This window comes from Desulfogranum marinum (assembly GCF_016918565.1).
Classification (GTDB): Bacteria; Desulfobacterota; Desulfobulbia; order Desulfobulbales; family Desulfobulbaceae; genus Desulfogranum; species Desulfogranum marinum.
In genome coordinates this window covers 43,261-61,676 of the sequence record NZ_JAFFQD010000032.1, presented here as the reverse complement: position 1 = coordinate 61,676, position 18,416 = coordinate 43,261, and the positions used below count along the sequence as shown (strand labels likewise).

The 18,416-nt window shown below is 43.4% G+C and carries 9 protein-coding genes and 1 pseudogene; 2 read left to right on the top strand and 8 right to left on the bottom strand.

Going from position 1 to position 18,416, the window contains the following annotated elements; genetic code table 11:
* Positions 1-418: 418 nt before the first annotated feature.
* The 4 genes from JWH17_RS16595 to JWH17_RS16580 form a co-directional block, all read right to left on the bottom strand.
* Positions 419-2,431 carry a PAS domain-containing hybrid sensor histidine kinase/response regulator gene (locus JWH17_RS16595; protein ID WP_205223759.1) on the bottom strand — a complete coding sequence of 671 codons (2,013 nt, stop codon included), beginning with the start codon at positions 2,429-2,431 and terminating at the stop codon, positions 419-421.
* Between the two features lie 108 nt (positions 2,432-2,539).
* Entirely contained in the window at positions 2,540-5,536 is a 2,997-nt protein-coding gene (locus JWH17_RS16590; protein ID WP_205223757.1) for a chemotaxis protein CheB, read from the bottom strand.
* A gap of 1,352 nt (positions 5,537-6,888) precedes the next feature.
* Positions 6,889-9,207 (bottom strand): cysteine--tRNA ligase, encoded by a 2,319-nt coding sequence (cysS, locus tag JWH17_RS16585; RefSeq protein ID WP_205223755.1) that lies wholly within the window; start codon positions 9,205-9,207, stop codon positions 6,889-6,891.
* Positions 9,208-9,427: 220 nt separating this feature from the next.
* Positions 9,428-9,880 carry a DciA family protein gene (locus tag JWH17_RS16580; protein ID WP_205223753.1) on the bottom strand — a complete coding sequence of 151 codons (453 nt, stop codon included), beginning with the start codon at positions 9,878-9,880 and terminating at the stop codon, positions 9,428-9,430.
* Between the two features lie 184 nt (positions 9,881-10,064).
* Here JWH17_RS16580 and JWH17_RS16575 point away from each other — a divergent pair.
* Positions 10,065-10,295: pseudogene (locus JWH17_RS16575) on the top strand (aldehyde dehydrogenase family protein); the annotation flags it as partial.
* Between the two features lie 400 nt (positions 10,296-10,695).
* Here JWH17_RS16575 and JWH17_RS16570 read toward each other — a convergent pair.
* The 4 genes from JWH17_RS16570 to JWH17_RS16555 all read right to left on the bottom strand — a co-directional run bounded on the left by JWH17_RS16570 (position 10,696) and on the right by JWH17_RS16555 (position 16,626).
* Positions 10,696-11,913, bottom strand: coding sequence for a glycosyltransferase family 2 protein (locus JWH17_RS16570; protein ID WP_205223752.1), 1,218 nt, complete (start codon positions 11,911-11,913; stop codon positions 10,696-10,698).
* 76 nt (positions 11,914-11,989) lie between these two features.
* Complete coding sequence (locus JWH17_RS16565) at positions 11,990-13,405, bottom strand: TackOD1 domain-containing metal-binding protein (protein ID WP_205223750.1); 1,416 nt, start codon at positions 13,403-13,405, stop codon at positions 11,990-11,992.
* Positions 13,402-14,217 carry an HlyD family secretion protein gene (locus JWH17_RS24410; RefSeq protein WP_205223749.1) on the bottom strand — a complete coding sequence of 272 codons (816 nt, stop codon included), beginning with the start codon at positions 14,215-14,217 and terminating at the stop codon, positions 13,402-13,404. The genes JWH17_RS16565 and JWH17_RS24410 overlap by 4 nt, the downstream gene beginning before the upstream one ends.
* Before the next feature lie 303 nt (positions 14,218-14,520).
* Positions 14,521-16,626, bottom strand: coding sequence for a hypothetical protein (locus tag JWH17_RS16555; RefSeq protein WP_205223748.1), 2,106 nt, complete (start codon positions 16,624-16,626; stop codon positions 14,521-14,523).
* Positions 16,627-17,474: 848 nt separating this feature from the next.
* Between JWH17_RS16555 and JWH17_RS16550 the strand changes: the two genes are divergently transcribed.
* Positions 17,475-18,248: a PEP-CTERM sorting domain-containing protein gene (locus JWH17_RS16550; protein ID WP_205223747.1), complete on the top strand. Its 774-nt coding sequence runs from the start codon at positions 17,475-17,477 to the stop codon at positions 18,246-18,248.
* The last annotated feature ends 168 nt before the right edge of the window (positions 18,249-18,416 follow it).

Genomic DNA, 18,416 nt, shown 5'->3' with positions numbered 1-18,416 from the left:
CCATAGCTCCACCCTTCCGGTTCTAATCCACTCCGCAGTTCAGTTCTTCAGGATTATCAATAATTGCAACACACTCCGAGGTAGACTGGAGGGCAATGGAATGCAACTATTGATAACCCTATTCTATTAGTGTAAACTTTCAGATTTGCTTAAATGGTTAACATTGCCAATACTAGCCTCTTCCATTTCCCCGGAAGCTATTCTCGTGAGCTATACAGACATCTATTGTCTGGTCTTTTGTAAATTGTTATAGATTTTGACCTGGCCATCTTGAACTCGTGATTTACAAAGAGGGGCAACGTCAGGATGTATATTGAGCCTAGTTGAATTGATCAACAAGATTAACCAAACGGGTCATTCATCTCTTTCAAATTTGCATCATATTCGACCGAATCAACAAGGGGCTGATCAGGAGCAATCAATGGTTAGAAGCGTTGAAAATATTCTCCAACAGCACATTTAGCTTGTTAAGATGATAAGGTTTTGCAAGCACTCCAACAAAGCCATATTTGCTATAATTAGACAAAACCGGATCGTTACTATAACCGCTTGAAACGATTACTCTTGCAAAAGGATCAATGTGTAACAATTTTTTAATGGCCTCTGCTCCCCCCATGCCATCAGGAATAATAAGGTCCATAATTACCAAATCGAATGGCTTGTTGGTTTGCATCGCTTTCACATACTTTGCTAAAGCCTTTTCCCCGTCTTCAGCAAATGCAGCATGATACCCGAGGTGCTCTAACATTACCCCGATCATATCACGCACCATTTTATCATCATCCATGACGAGTATTTTTCCGCTACTCTTTAATAGCTGTGATTCAGCATCCTCTGCCAGTTCGACATCGGAAGTGGAAGCTGGAATGTAAAAAGAAAAAACTGTACCTGATTCTGAAGTAGATTCAACAATCAAACACCCCTCATGTTTCTTCAGTATCGAGTAAGCTGATGACAAGCCGAGTCCATTGCCAGTGGCTTTTGTGGTAAAATAAGGATCAAAAATACTATCAAGATATTCTTCCCGTATTCCAATCCCTTGATCTCTTATTGATGTCTTAACGTACTTTCCATTTTTTAAGGGGAGGTTGTCGGTCTCGCTGCTTACCACATTTTGACAGCACACCTTTATCTTACCCCCGTTGGGCATAGCCTGGTCGGCATTGATAAGGATGTTGGTTAAAGCCTGACCGATTTGGTTAGCATCCGCATAAAAGTTCCATAAATCCTCAGGAATACTGCATTCCCAGCTCGATGTTGTCCCGCTTAATGCTAATTGACAGCTGCTTTTGACCAAGTCTGCTACTAAAATTGTAGTCATGACAGGATCACCACCTTTTGAGAATGTAAGAAATTGCTGGGCTAAATCTTTTGCCCTAAAACATGCTTCCTCTGCATTGGTTAACCGTTCGTATATTGAGTCTGTGGGGGAAACTGTCATTTTCGCTAACGAAACGTTACCCATGATAGACATTAGAATGTTATTGAAGTTATGGGCTATTCCTCCGGCAAGGCGACCTAATGATTCAAGTTTCTGAACTTTGAGCAGTTCCGTTTCTTCCAATTTTCGCTGTGTAACATCTTCGTACACCCCCAACAGGCCAATTATGTTATCTTTTGCATCACGAAGTGGTACTTTTGAAGCTGAGAGCCAAATTTGCTTCCCTTCAGGGGTTGTTTGGGGTTCTTCATAGTTGAGTTTTGATTTTCCCGATTTAATGACCTCAAGGTCATCCTTTCGATACTGGTCTGCATTAACCGTCCACCCCATATCGTAATCGTTAGCTCCAACCAACTCTTCTGGGTCACGACACCCTGCATCCTGAGCAAACAACCTATTGCAGCCTAAATAATTTAATTTTTTGTCCTTCCAGAAGAGACGTACAGGAATAGTATCTACGATAAGCTCCAGAAATTTATAGGCATCTTTGTTTTTTTGTTCACTTATCGTCAACGCCTCTTCAGCTTGTTTACGTTCGGTAACATCTCCAATACACATTCTGAATTGGCCAGCATCACCATCTACGTCAGCAAGAACTGTCCCTTCAACGTGCGCATAAAAGAAAGCGCCCTGCTTGTTTTTCATCCGAAGATCAAAAGATTGCTGCCCTTCTGAATGAAGAAGTTTTGCACGATGATTATATAAAATGTCCTGGTCTTCCTTAGCTATAAATGCGGAGAGAGGTTGATTGAGCAAAAATCCCCTTTCTCCTCCTAGCATTTCAGCTGCTGTTAAGTTGCACTCAACAATCAATCCTTTATCGCTAATGGTAAGGTACCCCACCGGGGCAAAGTCATAGAGGTCAGAAAATCTCTTGCGTGACGTGTTAAGTTCCTCCTGCACTTGACGCAAATCTTCATTTTGGATTTCCAGCTCAACCTGGTAGGTGTCGAGCTCATGAACAAGTTTTTGGATATCCTCTGAAGACATGGCAGAGAGGTCTTTTTCTTTCCTTGCCAGGGAAGCTCGAGCGCGTTTCCTTAACTCGCTATATTTACAACGTTGATCGTCTTCTAGTGCCATGGGATGCTCCTGCTTTCAAGAAGCCGGATAGTTTTTTGCTATGGTTGCAATAGCTTGTGGTTTTCCATTTTTTCCAGACAGGAGGGAAAACGTTAACAATACAGGTATAAATTTACCTGATTTATGGAGACAGCTACTCTCAAGGTTACGCACTGAGGTCCCTTTTAAACACTGATCCAAGGCATTTTTCATTTGATCATAATTTTCTTTGGGACTGAGGTCCAGAGCGTGTTTACCGATAATCTCCTCACGACTCCACCCATAGGAGTTAATAGCCTCACTATTGGCGTCAATGATTGTCCCACCTAGATCTTCGATGATAATCGGGTCTGCGCTGTCCATGAAGACCTTGGACATCATTGTTAATTTCTTTTCAAAAGAAAAAGATGACGCCTCAAGTTGAGCTTCAATCAGTTTAATTTGTGTTATATCTTCAAACGTTATAACTACACCGTCAATCACATTGTTTATAGTTCGATAGGGCCTGAGTCGCATACGATATGTCTTTTGTTTGTTGTCATTCACTTCAAGTTCTATCATGTTTAAATCTTCAAGAACTTTAGCCGCAAGACTTTGCAAGTCGACGTTGACAAGGGTAGAAGAAAAGTGTTTTATCGGTCGTCCTATATCGGTATATTTCAGGGGGAAAAGGTTCTTTACAGTGGACGTGAATCGACTCAATTCAAAGTTGATATCTAGGAAAATAGTAGCAATTTCGGTTGCATCAAGAAGGTTTTTTATGTCATCATTAGCCTTGATCAATTCATCAATCCGACTTTGCAATTCAGAGTTAACAGTGGTCGACTCTTCATTTAGAGATTGCAGCTCCTCCTTGGATGTTTCCAGCTCCTCATTAGTACTCTGTAGTTCTTCGTTGGTAGATTGTAGTTCCTCGTTAGCTGACATCAACTCTTCGTTTGAAGTTTCAAGCTCTTCAATAGTCGACTGTAAATTTTCTTTTGTATATTGCAATTCATGCTCGAGCTTTTCGTATTCATCGCCTTTCTCATGTTCTCTTGTGACTGCGTGCTTTGCTTGCGGCTTCAAATCAGAAGAGACCGGCTCAAAAATTACCATCATTATTCCACTGGATCCTGTTTCAAGATCAGGTAATGGCCGAACAATGAGGTTTACATCGAAAAGTCCGTCATAAGTTTTAACATGAAGTCCTTTTATAACGGTCTCCTGATGACTTACTAAAACTTTGTGTATTGCATTTGTTAACCCCGTTTTAATGCCATGCCGTGCCATAGCAAGAAGATTTGTACTTATTTCCCCTTCCGCCGGTTCCAAAAAATGACCAGTACGTCCGTGGATATAAATAATATTTGCCTGGTCATCGATAACTACACATGCTGGCAAATCACTTTGGGCAATAATGGACTTTAACAATTTTTGGGTTTTAAACTCGTCAAACACTTTTGGATGTGTTGTTTGCTTATGGCTCATAGCTTGATGCAGTGGAGTATGAAGAGGAAAATGCGGTACAGCCTGGGGTGAATTTGCAGAGGCGATCGGCGTAAAGAATTTCCATTTTTTATCGAGGCAGGTGAATAAATTACTGGCATAACCGGTTGTTTCTGAAGACCCAAGAAAAAGAATGCCATCTTTTTTTAGACTGTAGTGAAAGATGGGGAAAAGTAGTTTCTGCAGATCCTGAGTAAAATATATTAAAAGATTTCTGCAGCAAAGCATGTCCAATCTGGTAAACGGTGGATCTTTGATAATATTTTGCGTAGCAAATACCACCATCTCACGAATCACTTTTTTAATTTGGTAAGTATGTTCATCTTTGATGAAAAAAGACTTGAGACGTTCAGGGCTGACATCTGCGACAATAGAATCTGGATAGATGCCTGCACGTGCGATATTTATTGCCTCTTCATCAATATCAGTCCCAAAAATTTGTATGTTATAATGATGGTCCATCATCTCCATACACTCCCGGGCAATCATGGCAATTGAGTAGACCTCTTCGCCACTACTACATCCCGGCACCCAGATTCTCACTTGATATTCATCGGGCTTGCCTTCAAAAAGAACTGGCAGATACTTTTCCTTGAGCAACTCAAAGGCAGTTCCATCTCGAAAAAAACTGGTAACACCGATCAAAAGATCTTTAAAAAGGATGTGTCGCTCTCTTTCACTCTCCTGGAGATAACGGACGTAGCTTGTAATATCTACGATTTGGTGCACATGCATCCGTCTTTCGATTCGTCGAAAGATAGTATTTTTTTTGTACTGTGAAAAATCATGATTGGTGCTGCTTCGCAACAGAATGAATATTTTTTGAAGGGCGTTTTGAATTTTATCATCTTCATCGTGTATTTTATCTCCAGAGCCCTTCATCATATAGGAGGAAAAACTTATCAACTGTTCAGGCATTTTTGCTGGCGGCAGGATATAATCGACCAGGCCCGTGGCAATAGCATTTCGTGGCATACCATCATATTTTGCAGATTTTTCATCCTGGACCATGGCCATTCCAGCTTCACCCTTAATAGCTCTTAGACCTAGAGTTCCGTCTGTACCGGTACCGGAAAAAATTATGCAAACCGCATTGCTTCTCTGATCCTGAGCAAGAGAACGAAAAAAACTATCAATGGGCAGGGCTGTCCCACGTGATCCCGACACCTCCATTAACTTAAGATAACCGTTCAAAATGGCCATTTCTTTACCGGGCGGGATAACGTATACATGATCAGGTTGCACTTGCATGTGGTCGGCAACATGCAAGACATTCATGCTGGTTTTTTTTTGAATGAGTTCAGGCAAGATGCTGGTATGGCTTGGATCGAGATGAGAAACCAAAATGAATGCCATACCTGAATCTGGAGGCATGGCCTCAAAAAACAACTCAAAGGCTTCTAATCCTCCTGCTGATGCGCCTATACCAACAATGGGAAAAGTTGTTTTTTTATTGAAAAGAGAAAAATCGCTTGTCGCAGATTGCTTGTTTATTTGATCGGGAGAGCTTCTTTTGATTACCTTCTTTTTATTTCTGATTGTCATTTGAAATTTTCCCCAAAAAAAAAAGCGACATCAATCAATCCATAGGAGCTGAATCTTCAAAGAAAATGCTAGTCCATTTTATGTCATTTTTAAACCATCTTAAGGTAAATATATCTCACAATGAATGGAATTTATATCTCACAATGAATGGAATTACTACGCTTGCAAGAGAATTGCCGCTATCGATACTGACACAAAAGGAATTTCACCTGGAAAATATATCCAGTTGTAGGCCTCAGTTGAAAGTTGCACACATAATTTGACTTGATCAGGTAATTACAGAAACTGGTCATTGAATTTAACATTGCCGGGACGAAGATAATAAATCTTGTCACTTACTCTAACGAAAGGTGTTTCCTGTGAAGGTAGACCTGGCTTTTTGCTAAAATCGATCAGAAATGGAGCAACTGGAAGGTGTAGTTTACCAAAAAACTTCTCAAAAATGTGACAGCACTCCAACCTAAGGCGCCTATGATGCCATTCTATGAGCATATGGGTAAAAATCCTAACAAACAAATTTCAATTCGCAAATTTCAGAAACGATCCCCACTCTTCTCTGTTTTTTTAATCGTTAGGATCCGTGATCACTACTCCATAAGATGAAAAAAAAAGCCACCCTCATTTCTGAAGGTGGCTTTTTTCTTTATATGGTACGCCAACCAGGATTCGAACCTGGGACCTACGGCTTAGCTTACCACTTCGGATTTCCCCGCCTTGCCTGATTGCAAGTTCGTGGTCTGGACTATCCCTTCATCATATTCAGCGAATTGCTGAACTTAGATGCCAACCGTCTAGTCTCTACACCTTCCCATCATTTCTGGTGGGCTTGGCTCGGGATTGCCATTCTACTTTTGAGCAGTGAAGGTTTCCCCGAATTTGGCTGGTTCTACTCTTGAGGTTTCCCCCAAGGCACTCCAATTGAAGGCCGTTGCTCTATCCAGCTGAGCTATTGGCGCATATTTAACTCTTTTTTTGTTTTATACCTTATAGTTCCCTACTTGTCCCGCTAAAAAGTTACCTAATGGTTACTTGTCTTTTTCCAACCTCTCCAACCCCTTAGCATCACTGTTAAACTACTGATATCACTCGGGATTAGAAGGCCGTTGCTCTATCCAGCTGAGCTACTGGCGCACGTATTTTCGCGAGCAATGTACAGGGGAAGCCCAAAGAAAGCAAGCACAAACGTAACTATCCAGCAGCGCCCCACCTGCGCACGATCAAGCAGGAAAATAGAGCACTACTGTACGTATCCAGCCTGCTTGTACGCATCTGGAGTACTACTGAGCAGTTACGCAGAAACGACCATTACGTCCTCACTCTTTTCCAAAGTATGCTTTGCCCAGATGGTGTTCCTATTCGCAATCCGTTTTTTCCCAAACCGTTCCGGTTGCACTATCCTGGACAGTAACTCCTTTCTCTAAAAGTTGCTCTCGTACAGAATCGGCAGCGGTCCAGTCCTTTAATTGCCGTGCCCGTTCTCGTAGCCGTATGAGACGGTCAATTTCCGGAGTTATCGGGCACTGCTCAAGCTCCAGCACCCCCAGAACGTTATTGATTGAGCGCAGAATTTCCAAAATATCGTTTTTCTGTTCTTTATCAATATGGCTGGTATGGAGAATTGGGTTTACCTTTTTGATAAAATCAAAAAGGCCACCGATAGCACCAGAGACATTCAAATCATCATCCATGGATTCTGAAAAGCGTTGCTCAAGTGCTGTAATATAGGTGGCAACCTGGGGATGTGGCAAACCTGCAGGCAGACACAGTAACTTACGAATAAAGGCATCTATTCGTTTTAAGGCTGATGCGGCACTCTCCAGACGCTTAAATGAAAACTGCATCGGCTTGCGGTAATGCACACTCAACAGGAGAAAACGCAGTTCCCTGCCACTGTACCCTTTGTCCATTACATCTTGAAAAGTGACCACATTACCGGCGTCTTCAGACATTTTTTTCCCATCGCGAAGCAGCAACCCGGAATGCACCCAGTAATTCGCCAGGGGCTTTCCGGTAAGTGATTCGGCAATGGCAATCTCATTTTCATGATGGGGAAACACAAGATCCTGACTTGCGGTGTGAATGTCCATGGTCTCGCCCAGATAACGAGTGGACATGGCAGTGCACTCTATATGCCATCCAGGACGGACATTCCCCCAGTCTGTCTCAAAAAAGATCCCCTTTTTCAACTCTGCCAGGGTTGAACGTTTCAACAGAGTAAAATCACGGGGATTATCTTTTTCGTAGTTGTCCAGATCTACAGTTGTGCCGACCTTTATTTTCGTGAGATCCGCCCCGGATAATTTCCCGTAATTTTTAAATTTTGAAATATCAAAATAAATAGAACCATGCTTTTCATAGGCATAGCCTTTATGGATCAATTCATGGGCTATCTCTATCATATCGCCGACATGGTCTGATGCCAGTGGATATCCGGATGCTTTTTCCACGCCCAGGGCATCTGCAGCCTGAAGAAACTGATCTATATATTGTGAGGTATAGGATTTTAAATCCATCCCTGCCTTCTCGGCACCGGCAATGGTGTTATCATCCAGGTCGGTAAAATTCATATATGAATCCACCGTATAATCCCGGTACCTGAGATAACGAGCCATCATGTCTGAAACCACAAAACGCCGCAAATGAGCAACATTAGGTTGCTCGTAAGCAGTGGGGCCACACGCATACATGGTCACGCGCTCTTTATTAACAGGTTCAAACACCTCTTTTTTACGCGACATGGTATTAAAAAACTTGAGCTGGGATGCCTTTTCAGGAGTTTTTTTCTGCTGCACAAAAAGTGGCGTACTCAGATACCGCTCTCCGCCATCGGGTAAAATAACAACAATATACCCCTTGCCGATTTTCTTAGCCCATTCAATGGCGGCAAAAGCTGCAGCGCCACTGCTCATGCCTGCAAAAATCCCCTCTTCAGCAGCCAAACGGCGCACAGTGGAAAAGGCGTCTTCATCTTCCACATTGACGATGGCATGCGGCAATTTTTTATCAAAAATACCGGGCTTATATGATTCCTTCATATTTTTCAGCCCTTGTATCTTGTGTCCCAGGTAGGGCTCAACCGCAACCACATTGACTTCCGGATGATGGTCTCTAAAGTATTTTGACAAGCCCATTGCAGTGCCGGAGGTGCCCAATGTAACGATGATGTCGGTAACCTGTCCGTTGGTCTGTTCCCATATCTCGGGACCGGTCGAGTTGTAATGCGCCTGCCAGTTGGCGGGATTATTAAACTGATCCGCCAGGTAGTAGATATCTGGATGTTCTCTGGCCAGGGCATACGCCTTTTCAATGGCACCGTCGGTTTTTCTCTTAGCCGGCGTAAGTATAATTTCCGCACCGTAGGCCTGCATAATCATTCTCCGCTCAATGGAGGCCGATTCAGGCATTATCAATTGACAACGATACTTCTTGGCAGCACAGACCATGGACATACCGATCCCGGTATTGCCACTGGTTGCTTCCAAAAGAATTTTATCTTTGGTCAGCTCGCCACTTTTTTCAGCAGCCTCTACCATTGACAGGGCAACTCGATCTTTTATTGAACCGCCTGGGTTACACGATTCCAGTTTGCCGAAAATTTTTACCCCTTCAACAGGAGAAAACCCTGTCAATTCAGCCAAGGGGGTATTACCGATCAATTCTGTTATTTTCATTTTACTCTAACCTTAGGAGTTGTCCTGAAATACCTTGCACATATCGCATCACATCTTCAAATCGTCTTTGGCTATTCTTCAATCACAAAGTCCTCAACGTAGCACAACCCACCCATGCGGCTTTGTTCAATGAGATTATCCGAATCTAAACTTAAATATGAGCGCTATATGGTTCAACTTATTTACGGACAGTTCCTTAATAAACAACGTAAAGGCAACTCTACTTGCTAGTCCCTTTCCCGGCACTTCCGGCAGATGCTCGCCATAACTTATAGAGGGATTGTCGACACTGCTCATTGGATACGTTTGATACCATGTCCACAAACCGCTTTTCTTTTTGTTTGTCAATGGGCTTCTTGGGAGGTGGGGCAGACGGTGCTTCCTCTTCCTGGATCGCAGGGTGCACCGCAAACCGTAAATCGTTGACCACAGCGGTGGGCACGGCCTTCTGAATGGCATCCAGCAAATCCATCTTCACATACTGCATCTGCTGCATCCATGCCGAATTATCCACATAGATCCACAACACATCACCACGAAAAAAGGCAGGATAAGTTACTTTACCTAGCGGATAACCAAGAATATTTTCCCAGTTTCGCACAAAATAAAACAACGCCCATTGGTTGTGCCAATTCTTGGTGCTATAAATTTTTTTCAGGTCCTTTGTTCGCAACGATTCGGTTCCCTTGAGTTAGAACTGTGTACTGAACCACATAAACCTTTCCGGCAGCACCTTATTTCCCACACAATGGTGAATATAACCGCTTCTTCACTGTAATTACAATGCCTACCATTATAAATGCTCTAAACAATCAAAGGCTCCAGGCCAACGGACCATTTCACAAGGACTTATATATACCGAGTGTGCCCTGGCAGCCTATTTTTATTCTCGGGATATTGGACGCGCCTGGCGGGTCAGCGAAGCGCTCGAATACGGTATCGTTGGTATTAACGATGGTGCAATTTCCAACGAAATGGCACCATTTGGCGGGGTAAAGGAGTCAGGCAACGGACGCGAAGGTTCAAAATATGGAATGGATGATTACCTTGAGATAAAATATCTCTGCATGGGTGGAATCGACAGCTAGCCAGTGTTAATATGTAAACGATAGTGCGCTTTGACGTCTTCAAAGCGCACTGTTGCTTCTTGCTTATTCCTTGAAAGAGTACAGATTTGATTTAAAAATTAGATTACGTACAATACTCAGCCAATTTATCTACATAAGCGGACAGGGGACTGATTTTATTTCTCTTTTAAACCCGGGAGACTGATCGAAGTCTTCGCTATCTAATTTTCATATAAAGCCATAAAAAAAAGATAGCGTAGACTTCGATCAGTCCCCTAGCTCTGGTACTGAGAAATTTAGGTAAGCGAAGACTCCGATCTGTCTCCCGATACCAAAAAAATGGCTGCGTTTCATGGGTAATCAGATTTAAAAATAAAAGATTGGCAGAGTTTTACTCTGCACTTGAAAGGCTAAAGGAAAATTATTCAAGATTTCTTACAACATTCGAGACCTTCCAGGGATTCCATTTGTCAAAATAGGAAACCCGGCAGACGAACTCCAGCAGGTACGCCAGGCTCCTGATACTTCTAATATAAAATCCGGTATACAAAGGAATTAAAGGCAGGTAGACAAAAAGGGCCAGCTCCCTCCAGTACATAGTTCCTGCAAGAAGAGCAACTGCAATGCCAAACTCCAAGATATTGGCGACCCCATACAATACCAGATTGATGAGCATGATAATTTCAATATGGCCGGGATCAATAATGAGAAGTTGAGCAAGGTACAACCACCACTTCATATTAAGGAATAAATTGAAGAAAATATTATCGAAAGAGGCAAGGAAATTGCTTAAGTTGAAATTTTTTGAAGGGAGGAGGATGTCTCTATGTTTTCTGATTCGAAACCTTACCAGGGACCTGTTCCAGCGGAACCTCTGTCTGGCCAGTTTCCTGAAAGAATCGGGAACATTAGTGTAGCATACCGCAAATGGCTCATGGACAACTTTGTACCCAAGTTTTCTGATTTTCATCGTAATGTCGCCATCGAGCCCCGGGCCTACATCCCATCCATACAGACGTTGCAGAATGTCTGTCCGAAAGGCTCCAAAAGCGCCGCCAATAATTCGTAGTATACCGAGTTCTGAGCTGACCGTTCTCCCGGTTGATATGGTTTTGAAGTATTCGATGGTCTGAAATCGGGTAGCCAGAGTACTGTTTACATTGGCAACGCGAATGTCGCCGCCGACAGCACCGATACGGTCATCCATATAAAAGGGAAGCAGCACTTTTTCAATGGCATCAGGTGACAAATGGCTGTCTGCATCAAGATGAATTACATATTTACCACGTACGTATCTCAGGGCCGTGTTGGCTGCTGAAGCTTTACCACCCCGTATTTCATTTCTAAAAAAACGGGTGATTTTCCCCTGCCGCAACAAACGACGGCATATCAAAGGCGTTTCATCATCAGAACCGTCATCTACAATAATGGATTCAATGTTTTTGTAGGATTGGAGGGTCAGGGTACGGGCAAGCTGGGCAAGGTGCTTGCCTTCGTTTTTGCCTGGTACAATAACGGAAATTAAAGGCCGTTCTCGGAAAAGACGACGTCGGGCCGCAGCATAGGCGTGTCTTTTACGATATCTCTTGGGGATATAAAAAATCAGGACTATAAAGTCCAAGAGCAGATAACGGCTCATATCTATCAGAAAAAAAGGCCAGAAATATGCGAGAGCTTTTAACAGGGTGAGATCAGATAAAAATTCTGAAAAAGAATCAAGCAGCATTGGTGCGAAGTAAATGTTCGATTTCCTGGTCTAGAACGATGTCGCTGGAAACGGCTTTGATCGTTTTGTGGATAGTACAATCTATATTGAGATTGGTTGTAAGCAGTGAAACTATGCGATCATTCAGGCGTGAAATTGCAAGATCTGCACTCTGTACCGGAGTCTCCGGCATGAGTATCAAAAAAATATTTTCATCGCGGACCGAAAAAACATCAGCACTGCGAAGCTGTTCCTGCAAAGCTTTGCTTATTTCGTTGAAAACTTCCGAAGATCGTCTCCCCAGTTTTTCATAAATAGTCTCGATTCCAGCGAGCCTCATGATGACGATGCTGCTTGTGCTTATCTTATAGCGTGCTATCCGTTCGCTTTCCAATTTGAGAATTTTTTTGAAAATGGAGTGGCTGATAACATTCAGCTTGGATTCTAATATCGATTGCAGCAGTGAATCCATGCCATACCTGGCGGCATTCATACCTATGGCAGTAATCGAGTATGCTTGAATTTGTCGGCTTACCTGGTTTTCAGGTTCTGTTTCACGCCAGCAATTATAACAAGATGTCATAATCTTAGGTTCCTGAAAGATACTGCTGCAGGCATTGCAATGAAAAACAACCGATGCTTTGTCGTGATCAACCCCAAGCTGCTTCAGGCGGGTTTCGCATTTTGGACAAACAAGGTGCTCCCCCTGGATAAAGTCGGAAAGCTCACCAACATATGCACACTTAAAGTGGTGAACAAGCTCTTCTGAGCGGAGGTCGTTGGAACCGCAATCCGGACATGTTTCAAAAAAATTGAGAAACGCACAATCGCAGTGCGTACATGAATAGGAACGACTGACAAAGGTTGCGGTGAGTAGTCGCTGGCTTTCTAAATAGTCCAGGACTTGAAATGGACTGATGTCATCTTTTGGAAAGAGTGGCAGGAGTGGTGGGTAGACAAATCCTTTTTGTTCTCTAGCAGATGCAATGGGCTTGAACTCGGTATCTCGTGTTTCGATGAAGCGAAGCACTTTGAAAGCCAGGCTTGAATCTCCTGCATCAGACAAAATTTTCAATTGTTCAATTCGAGCATTAACAGGTTCGAGTCTGGCAGCCCATGTGTTGCATTCTTTTGTCAGTTGCTCCGAATCTGCAAATACATAACCGTCTGCGGCCTGTAATATTTCAGGCGGTATATTTTTCTTGCTCAGCAAAAACAAAACTGGGCAGAGGTATATTTTAAAGTCAACATGTCTTCTGATGCGCTGAAGATCCGCATAGCCCTGCTGCCAATCAGCTTCAAGCGGAATAATGAGAAATGAAACAGCAGCAATATCAACGGCTCCAAGTTCTGCAAAGGAACAAACCGCCATATCATGGGGAAAGTGCTCAGGTGCCGTTGCCGAAACAATGAGAGGCTTTCTCATTTTCGTTCTCCTTTTACCTTTACATCCATCCTGTCAAACATGCGCCATTTCCGTGCATCTTGCTCTGTAAGCGGTTTTAAAGTTACTCTTAACTCCGTTGATACCGGAACATAGTCGTTCTTAACGAGGTAGGCTTGAGAGCGGGCACTGGAGACAAATTCCGTAATTTCACCAACGCCTGCGGATTTATCCGGGAATTGAATGGTCATCTGTTTTCCCTTGTCCAGGAAATGGAGATTTTTTGTATCAATATATGCTGCAACTGCAACAGAATCACTTTCCGGAATAACCATGAATAAAGGCTCACCCCTTTTCAGGTATTCAGAGGTTCGACGTGTTACGTGGTCAATGGTACCGGAAAAAGTTGCCACAATATCCTCAAACTCGCATTGAGATTTCTTGACCGATGCATATTCCTGGTCCAGCAATGCCAGCTCAGCCTCCTTGATTTTTATTTCAGCCAATAGTTTGTCCGCGGATTGCTGCTTATTCATCAAATCGCGCAACATAAGCTCTTCAGCTTTTCGCCTCGATGAAACATCCCCAATTTCCAGAGCTCGACGAAGGATTGTCGTGTCTTGGCTTGCTTCCAGGTTGGTTTCCAGCTGGTAGAGCTGGTCTAGGATCAATTTATGTTCGTATTGTTGTTGTTTAATCTCATATTTGAGCCGAATTAATCGTATATTGGGTGTTACCTCTGTGCATGATTGGCCTTTCCATATCTGCGCCAGTACATCACCTTTTACAAACGACTCACCTGTCGTTTTGTTCAACAGGCGAACAACGCCGTCACTGGTGGTGCTGATATTCACTCTCGCAACCTCGACATGGCCCTCCCCTGTAAAATACAAAAAGCGCTTGATGAAAATTGAGCAAAGAGCACCGACAACACAAAGTAACACCAGAAAATACATGAGTCTCAGTATTTTAGGCAGCAACTTTGCCGGCGGAGTCCCTTCCGGGAGGTTCTGAAAATGACTTTTTTGGCTTCTTAATCTCATGGGTTACATATAGCGGCGCATAATCCGCATCTGCAGGAATATAGAGCATGGAACTGGTCCATGCTTCGAAAAGGAATGATTTGCAATTTCATGTTTCCATCAGCAACATGGACTTCATTGCCCCTCTTCCAAAATAACAAGCGGTTGAACCATCACACCTCCGTCGGCTCCCTCCATATCCCATTTCCTTATAAAACGGCCCAGGTCATGGATGCCAAAGTTCATCACCCCAGTTTCGTCGACGATTCTCTCGATCATTTGTTCCATTTTCCATTCGTCTGCAAAATCGTTTATACGCAAAACGACCACAATTTTTTGATGGGGAACATTTTGCAGAATGGGTCTGATCCTCCGCAGCAGAATATCCGGCTCGGTCGTGCCGTATGCCATCACATACAAAGAGTCGGCCATTTCACCAAGTTTTCTGTAGGTTTCCTGCGGCCAATGAAAAGGCACGGCAAGGCTCAATTTTCGATCCAGTAACCCTTTATCTATTTTGCCGATTAGGTTGGTATAGAGAGCGATGTACTCTTCTCGCCTGGCTTGGTAGTCCGGCAAAGCCTGCGGCTCAATGTCGAGATGCAGGGTTCCTGTTTTCTCGGCGGTCAGCAGGCTTTGCCGTACCGCTTTTTCATGATTTTTCTCCTCAACCCAGCTGTTGTCACCTGTAATCATGGCAACGGCGACCTGTCGCTTTTCCAGTTGTTCCAAGAACTCCGCTTGCTTTATTCTGTCTATCGACCGCCCATCGGATAAAAGAACAGTTGAGATGTTTTTTGCTCCAAGAAAGATGGATAGATCTTGATTGCTGATGTTGTTGAAATCACGCGACCATAGATAAATAGAGCGGTTTCCGTATCGCGCCCGTTGCCTTTCCGGGGACAAAACAACTTTTTGTACGAGATGAGGTGTAAACGGAATGCGCGCTGTAAGAAACATTTCATTGACGCGCCGGTATAATTCCTCTAGCGCCCGTACAAACTCTGCATGCGCCTCAATCGACGTCCTCATTCTTGTGATGGCAGCGGTCAGGAGGTTCTCCTCTCCGTTTTTCAGCATCAACAAGGTCCGCTTTACCCGCTCTTGGGCACGCATGGTCCGGTAATGCTGGCGCACGGTTCGACGAAGCTGTTCCTGCAATTCAGTGTAACGAATGCGTGTCTGGTTTAATCTGTCACGGAGGAGCTTGTTCTTTTTTCGCTCAACCTGGCGGAGTTGCAATTGCAGCACATCATTGTTTCTGGAATAAAGTGGAACTCGAAATCGCACGCCTGCGACCAGATCATCATCCTGATTATCTGCATTGATTCCAAATTCCTGACGGAGGTAGAGGCGCAGTGAGTCATGGACGACAGCTTCTTGTTGAGCCGTTAACCATTCTTTTTCAGTGGAAAAGAGTGCGGAGTAGCTATCATCCTGTCTGATTGCAGCAAGGAGCCCAGCCAAGTTTATGTCTATTATGGCCGGGTACTCAGAACGTGCAGAACCTTTATCAAAATAGGGATCAGCAAGCAGTCCTTCAAGCGAATGACGCGTCAGTAGTAAATCTTCTTCTGAGACCAGGTAATCGTCCCAAAAACTCCATTGTTTCAAATAGGCACGCCGTTCAACATCGTAAACCGGTTGGAGAAAATCGAGTTTAAGGTGGAGGAGTTGAATCAGCAACTCGCTGAATTCTTTTTTGACCTGGTATCTTCTGCAAAGGTAGGATTCTTTTAATTTCTCCAAATTGTATTCCAGGTCTGCCTTGCGTGCCTCAATCTCAAGAGCATCGGCTCGCCTTGCATTATGGACAAATCCGTTTTTTAAAATATCCCAGGAAAGTTCAATGTTGGCTGTACCACGTTCTAAACTTCCTTCATCGTCCTCATAATCTGTTAAGGAGTTGCTCCTATAGGCTCCACGAAGTTCCAGACCTGAAATTTTATCTGTCTGGTACCCCTGTTCCCGAATTATATCCCCTTGTGAAAAATTATCGCCTGCTATACTGCATTCAGCGGCCAGTATATCAGCGGATCGTGCTAGATTAGAGGAAACATGCAGCATGTCCAGTCTGTCATGCAGACGGGAGAGCAGTGTTGTAAATTCTTCTTGCTCTGTTGCTGCAGACGCCGGTTCAGCTGGGCAGCAAAGCAAACAACCCAAAAACGACAACCACATAAAAAAAAGAAGAGAACGTTTCTTCTCTCTTGTGGGCCATGGATAGAGGGGCAGGTTCATGAGCGATGTATTCCAAAATAAGTTGAGCGCGGTATGTTTTACCATCACGCCCTTGGTATCATTAAAGTCTTTCCAGGGGGCAATCATATATTTATTTAGTTATAGTGCATTGAAAAGATAATGTACAATGCGTTAAATTTAATTTTTAGTCACCATAACTCGGCACAACATTGCTGGTGCAACTGAGCAGGTGCACTCTCTCCTGTAAATTTACGGGAGTCTAATGCGCATAACGTACTGAACTGTATAAATAAATCAATTGAATTTGTAGCGTTACGTTTGTCTTCCAGGTGGGTTGAGTTTTTTTCTGCAGTGCAGGTATCCCATTGATGCGGGTACCTGATAGAAAGACCAAGGGGGAGCTATAAAAGAAACTGTGACCAAGAGCTGAAATGAAAGTTCAAAATAATGGAATTATTTCTAGAAAATGTCTCTTTTTACACGAAAAATTTTTTTATTTTTACTTGCTTTTCTGCCAAATTTGAGTTTAAGAACCTGTCCTTTCGTCTTTATTTCACCTTTTTCACTGTGAATGGGCAGGATTTGCAGAACCTTGCATCCTGTCGTACATTAGAAACAGGGTAGATATAACGGGGTGAGGTAACAGGAAATACAGGTCGTTCTTTTCTTACAACTCTAGGAGCCTGTCGGATTGAACAGAAAGACTTACCAGAACTTTACTCCCCCCAACAATACTTTGTTGTATATTGTCATTACAAGATAGGAATAATTATCGATAACTGATTTTACATACAATGATGATATGCAAAATAGAAAGATACAACGACCAGATAACCGTACATTTCCAAAACGGATAGCCAAAGAAATTTAGATATAAGAGAGATACTATGCAATACCGACAATTATTTTTTTACCTTTTTACCGCCCTTGTACTTTTTCCGGTAACCTCTTTTGCGTTGTCAGTAGATTATAATGACTCCGGCGCTGTATGGTATACGGATGGCATTTCCAATGTTGGCACAGACGGTGCCGGTATGGCGGGGATGACGGTAAAAGTTACTCTTTCCGATGGAACAGTTCAGACAGAAACATGGAAAAAAACAGTAGACCCTGTTGATGTAGCTACAGCAGGCGGAGACACACCCGGATCGGGCGAAGCTGCACGTACTGAAGATGGAGAAACTCTGTGGAGCCTGGCGGTCAATCTAGGCTCTACTTACCTGAACGCCGATAAATTTAAACCATGGGTTTTCACTATCGATGCAGGGGTATCCGTTTCCCAACTTTTTATTGACGCCGGTACAGGTAATACCTTGTTTGATACAGTGTTGCCCAACACTGAGCCGAGTACCGATGGTTCAGAAAGCGGCAATCCTTTTGCCTATTACGGAATGGCCGATCCGGGCGACACTACTGCAATATACAGCGGCCCCGTTGCTTTGACAGGACAAACAGCAGTGGGCGACCTTTACCGATACCTGACCATTAATTTTGGTGATACTGGTACGGCAGTGAGTGATGTGGAGACGGTTATCACTTTCACCGCTGACACAGACACCGTCAAGTCTGCCCTGGTTGTTCCGGAACCGACAACCCTCGTGCTCTTTGGTATTGGATTAGCTGGTCTTGCCGGGGTAGCATCGAGAAAAAGACAAACCTGAGCAGGCTGGGTTTGTCCTCCCCTACCTTAAATAAAAATGTGATTACCACTAATCTTCAGCTTGACGTAGAGCACACATATTAACTGGCTGTTATTCCAGTTTAAATTTATTATATCAACTTGTGTGACAAGTAAGAGCCAGAGTTCCCGCAAATTTTCAGGTGAAAAA

What these genes read in the sequence shown, in the direction of transcription:
- cysS (WP_205223755.1), bottom strand. Translation starts at nt 9,207, where the DNA reads ATGAAAATAACAGAATTGATCGGTAATACCCCCTTGGCTGAATTGACA.
- JWH17_RS16550 (WP_205223747.1), top strand. Translation starts at nt 17,475, where the DNA reads ATGCAATACCGACAATTATTTTTTTACCTTTTTACCGCCCTTGTACTT.
- JWH17_RS16595 (WP_205223759.1), bottom strand. Translation starts at nt 2,431, where the DNA reads ATGTCTTCAGAGGATATCCAAAAACTTGTTCATGAGCTCGACACCTAC.
- JWH17_RS16555 (WP_205223748.1), bottom strand. Translation starts at nt 16,626, where the DNA reads ATGAACCTGCCCCTCTATCCATGGCCCACAAGAGAGAAGAAACGTTCT.
- JWH17_RS16590 (WP_205223757.1), bottom strand. Translation starts at nt 5,536, where the DNA reads ATGACAATCAGAAATAAAAAGAAGGTAATCAAAAGAAGCTCTCCCGAT.
- JWH17_RS16565 (WP_205223750.1), bottom strand. Translation starts at nt 13,405, where the DNA reads ATGAGAAAGCCTCTCATTGTTTCGGCAACGGCACCTGAGCACTTTCCC.
- JWH17_RS16570 (WP_205223752.1), bottom strand. Translation starts at nt 11,913, where the DNA reads ATGAGCCGTTATCTGCTCTTGGACTTTATAGTCCTGATTTTTTATATC.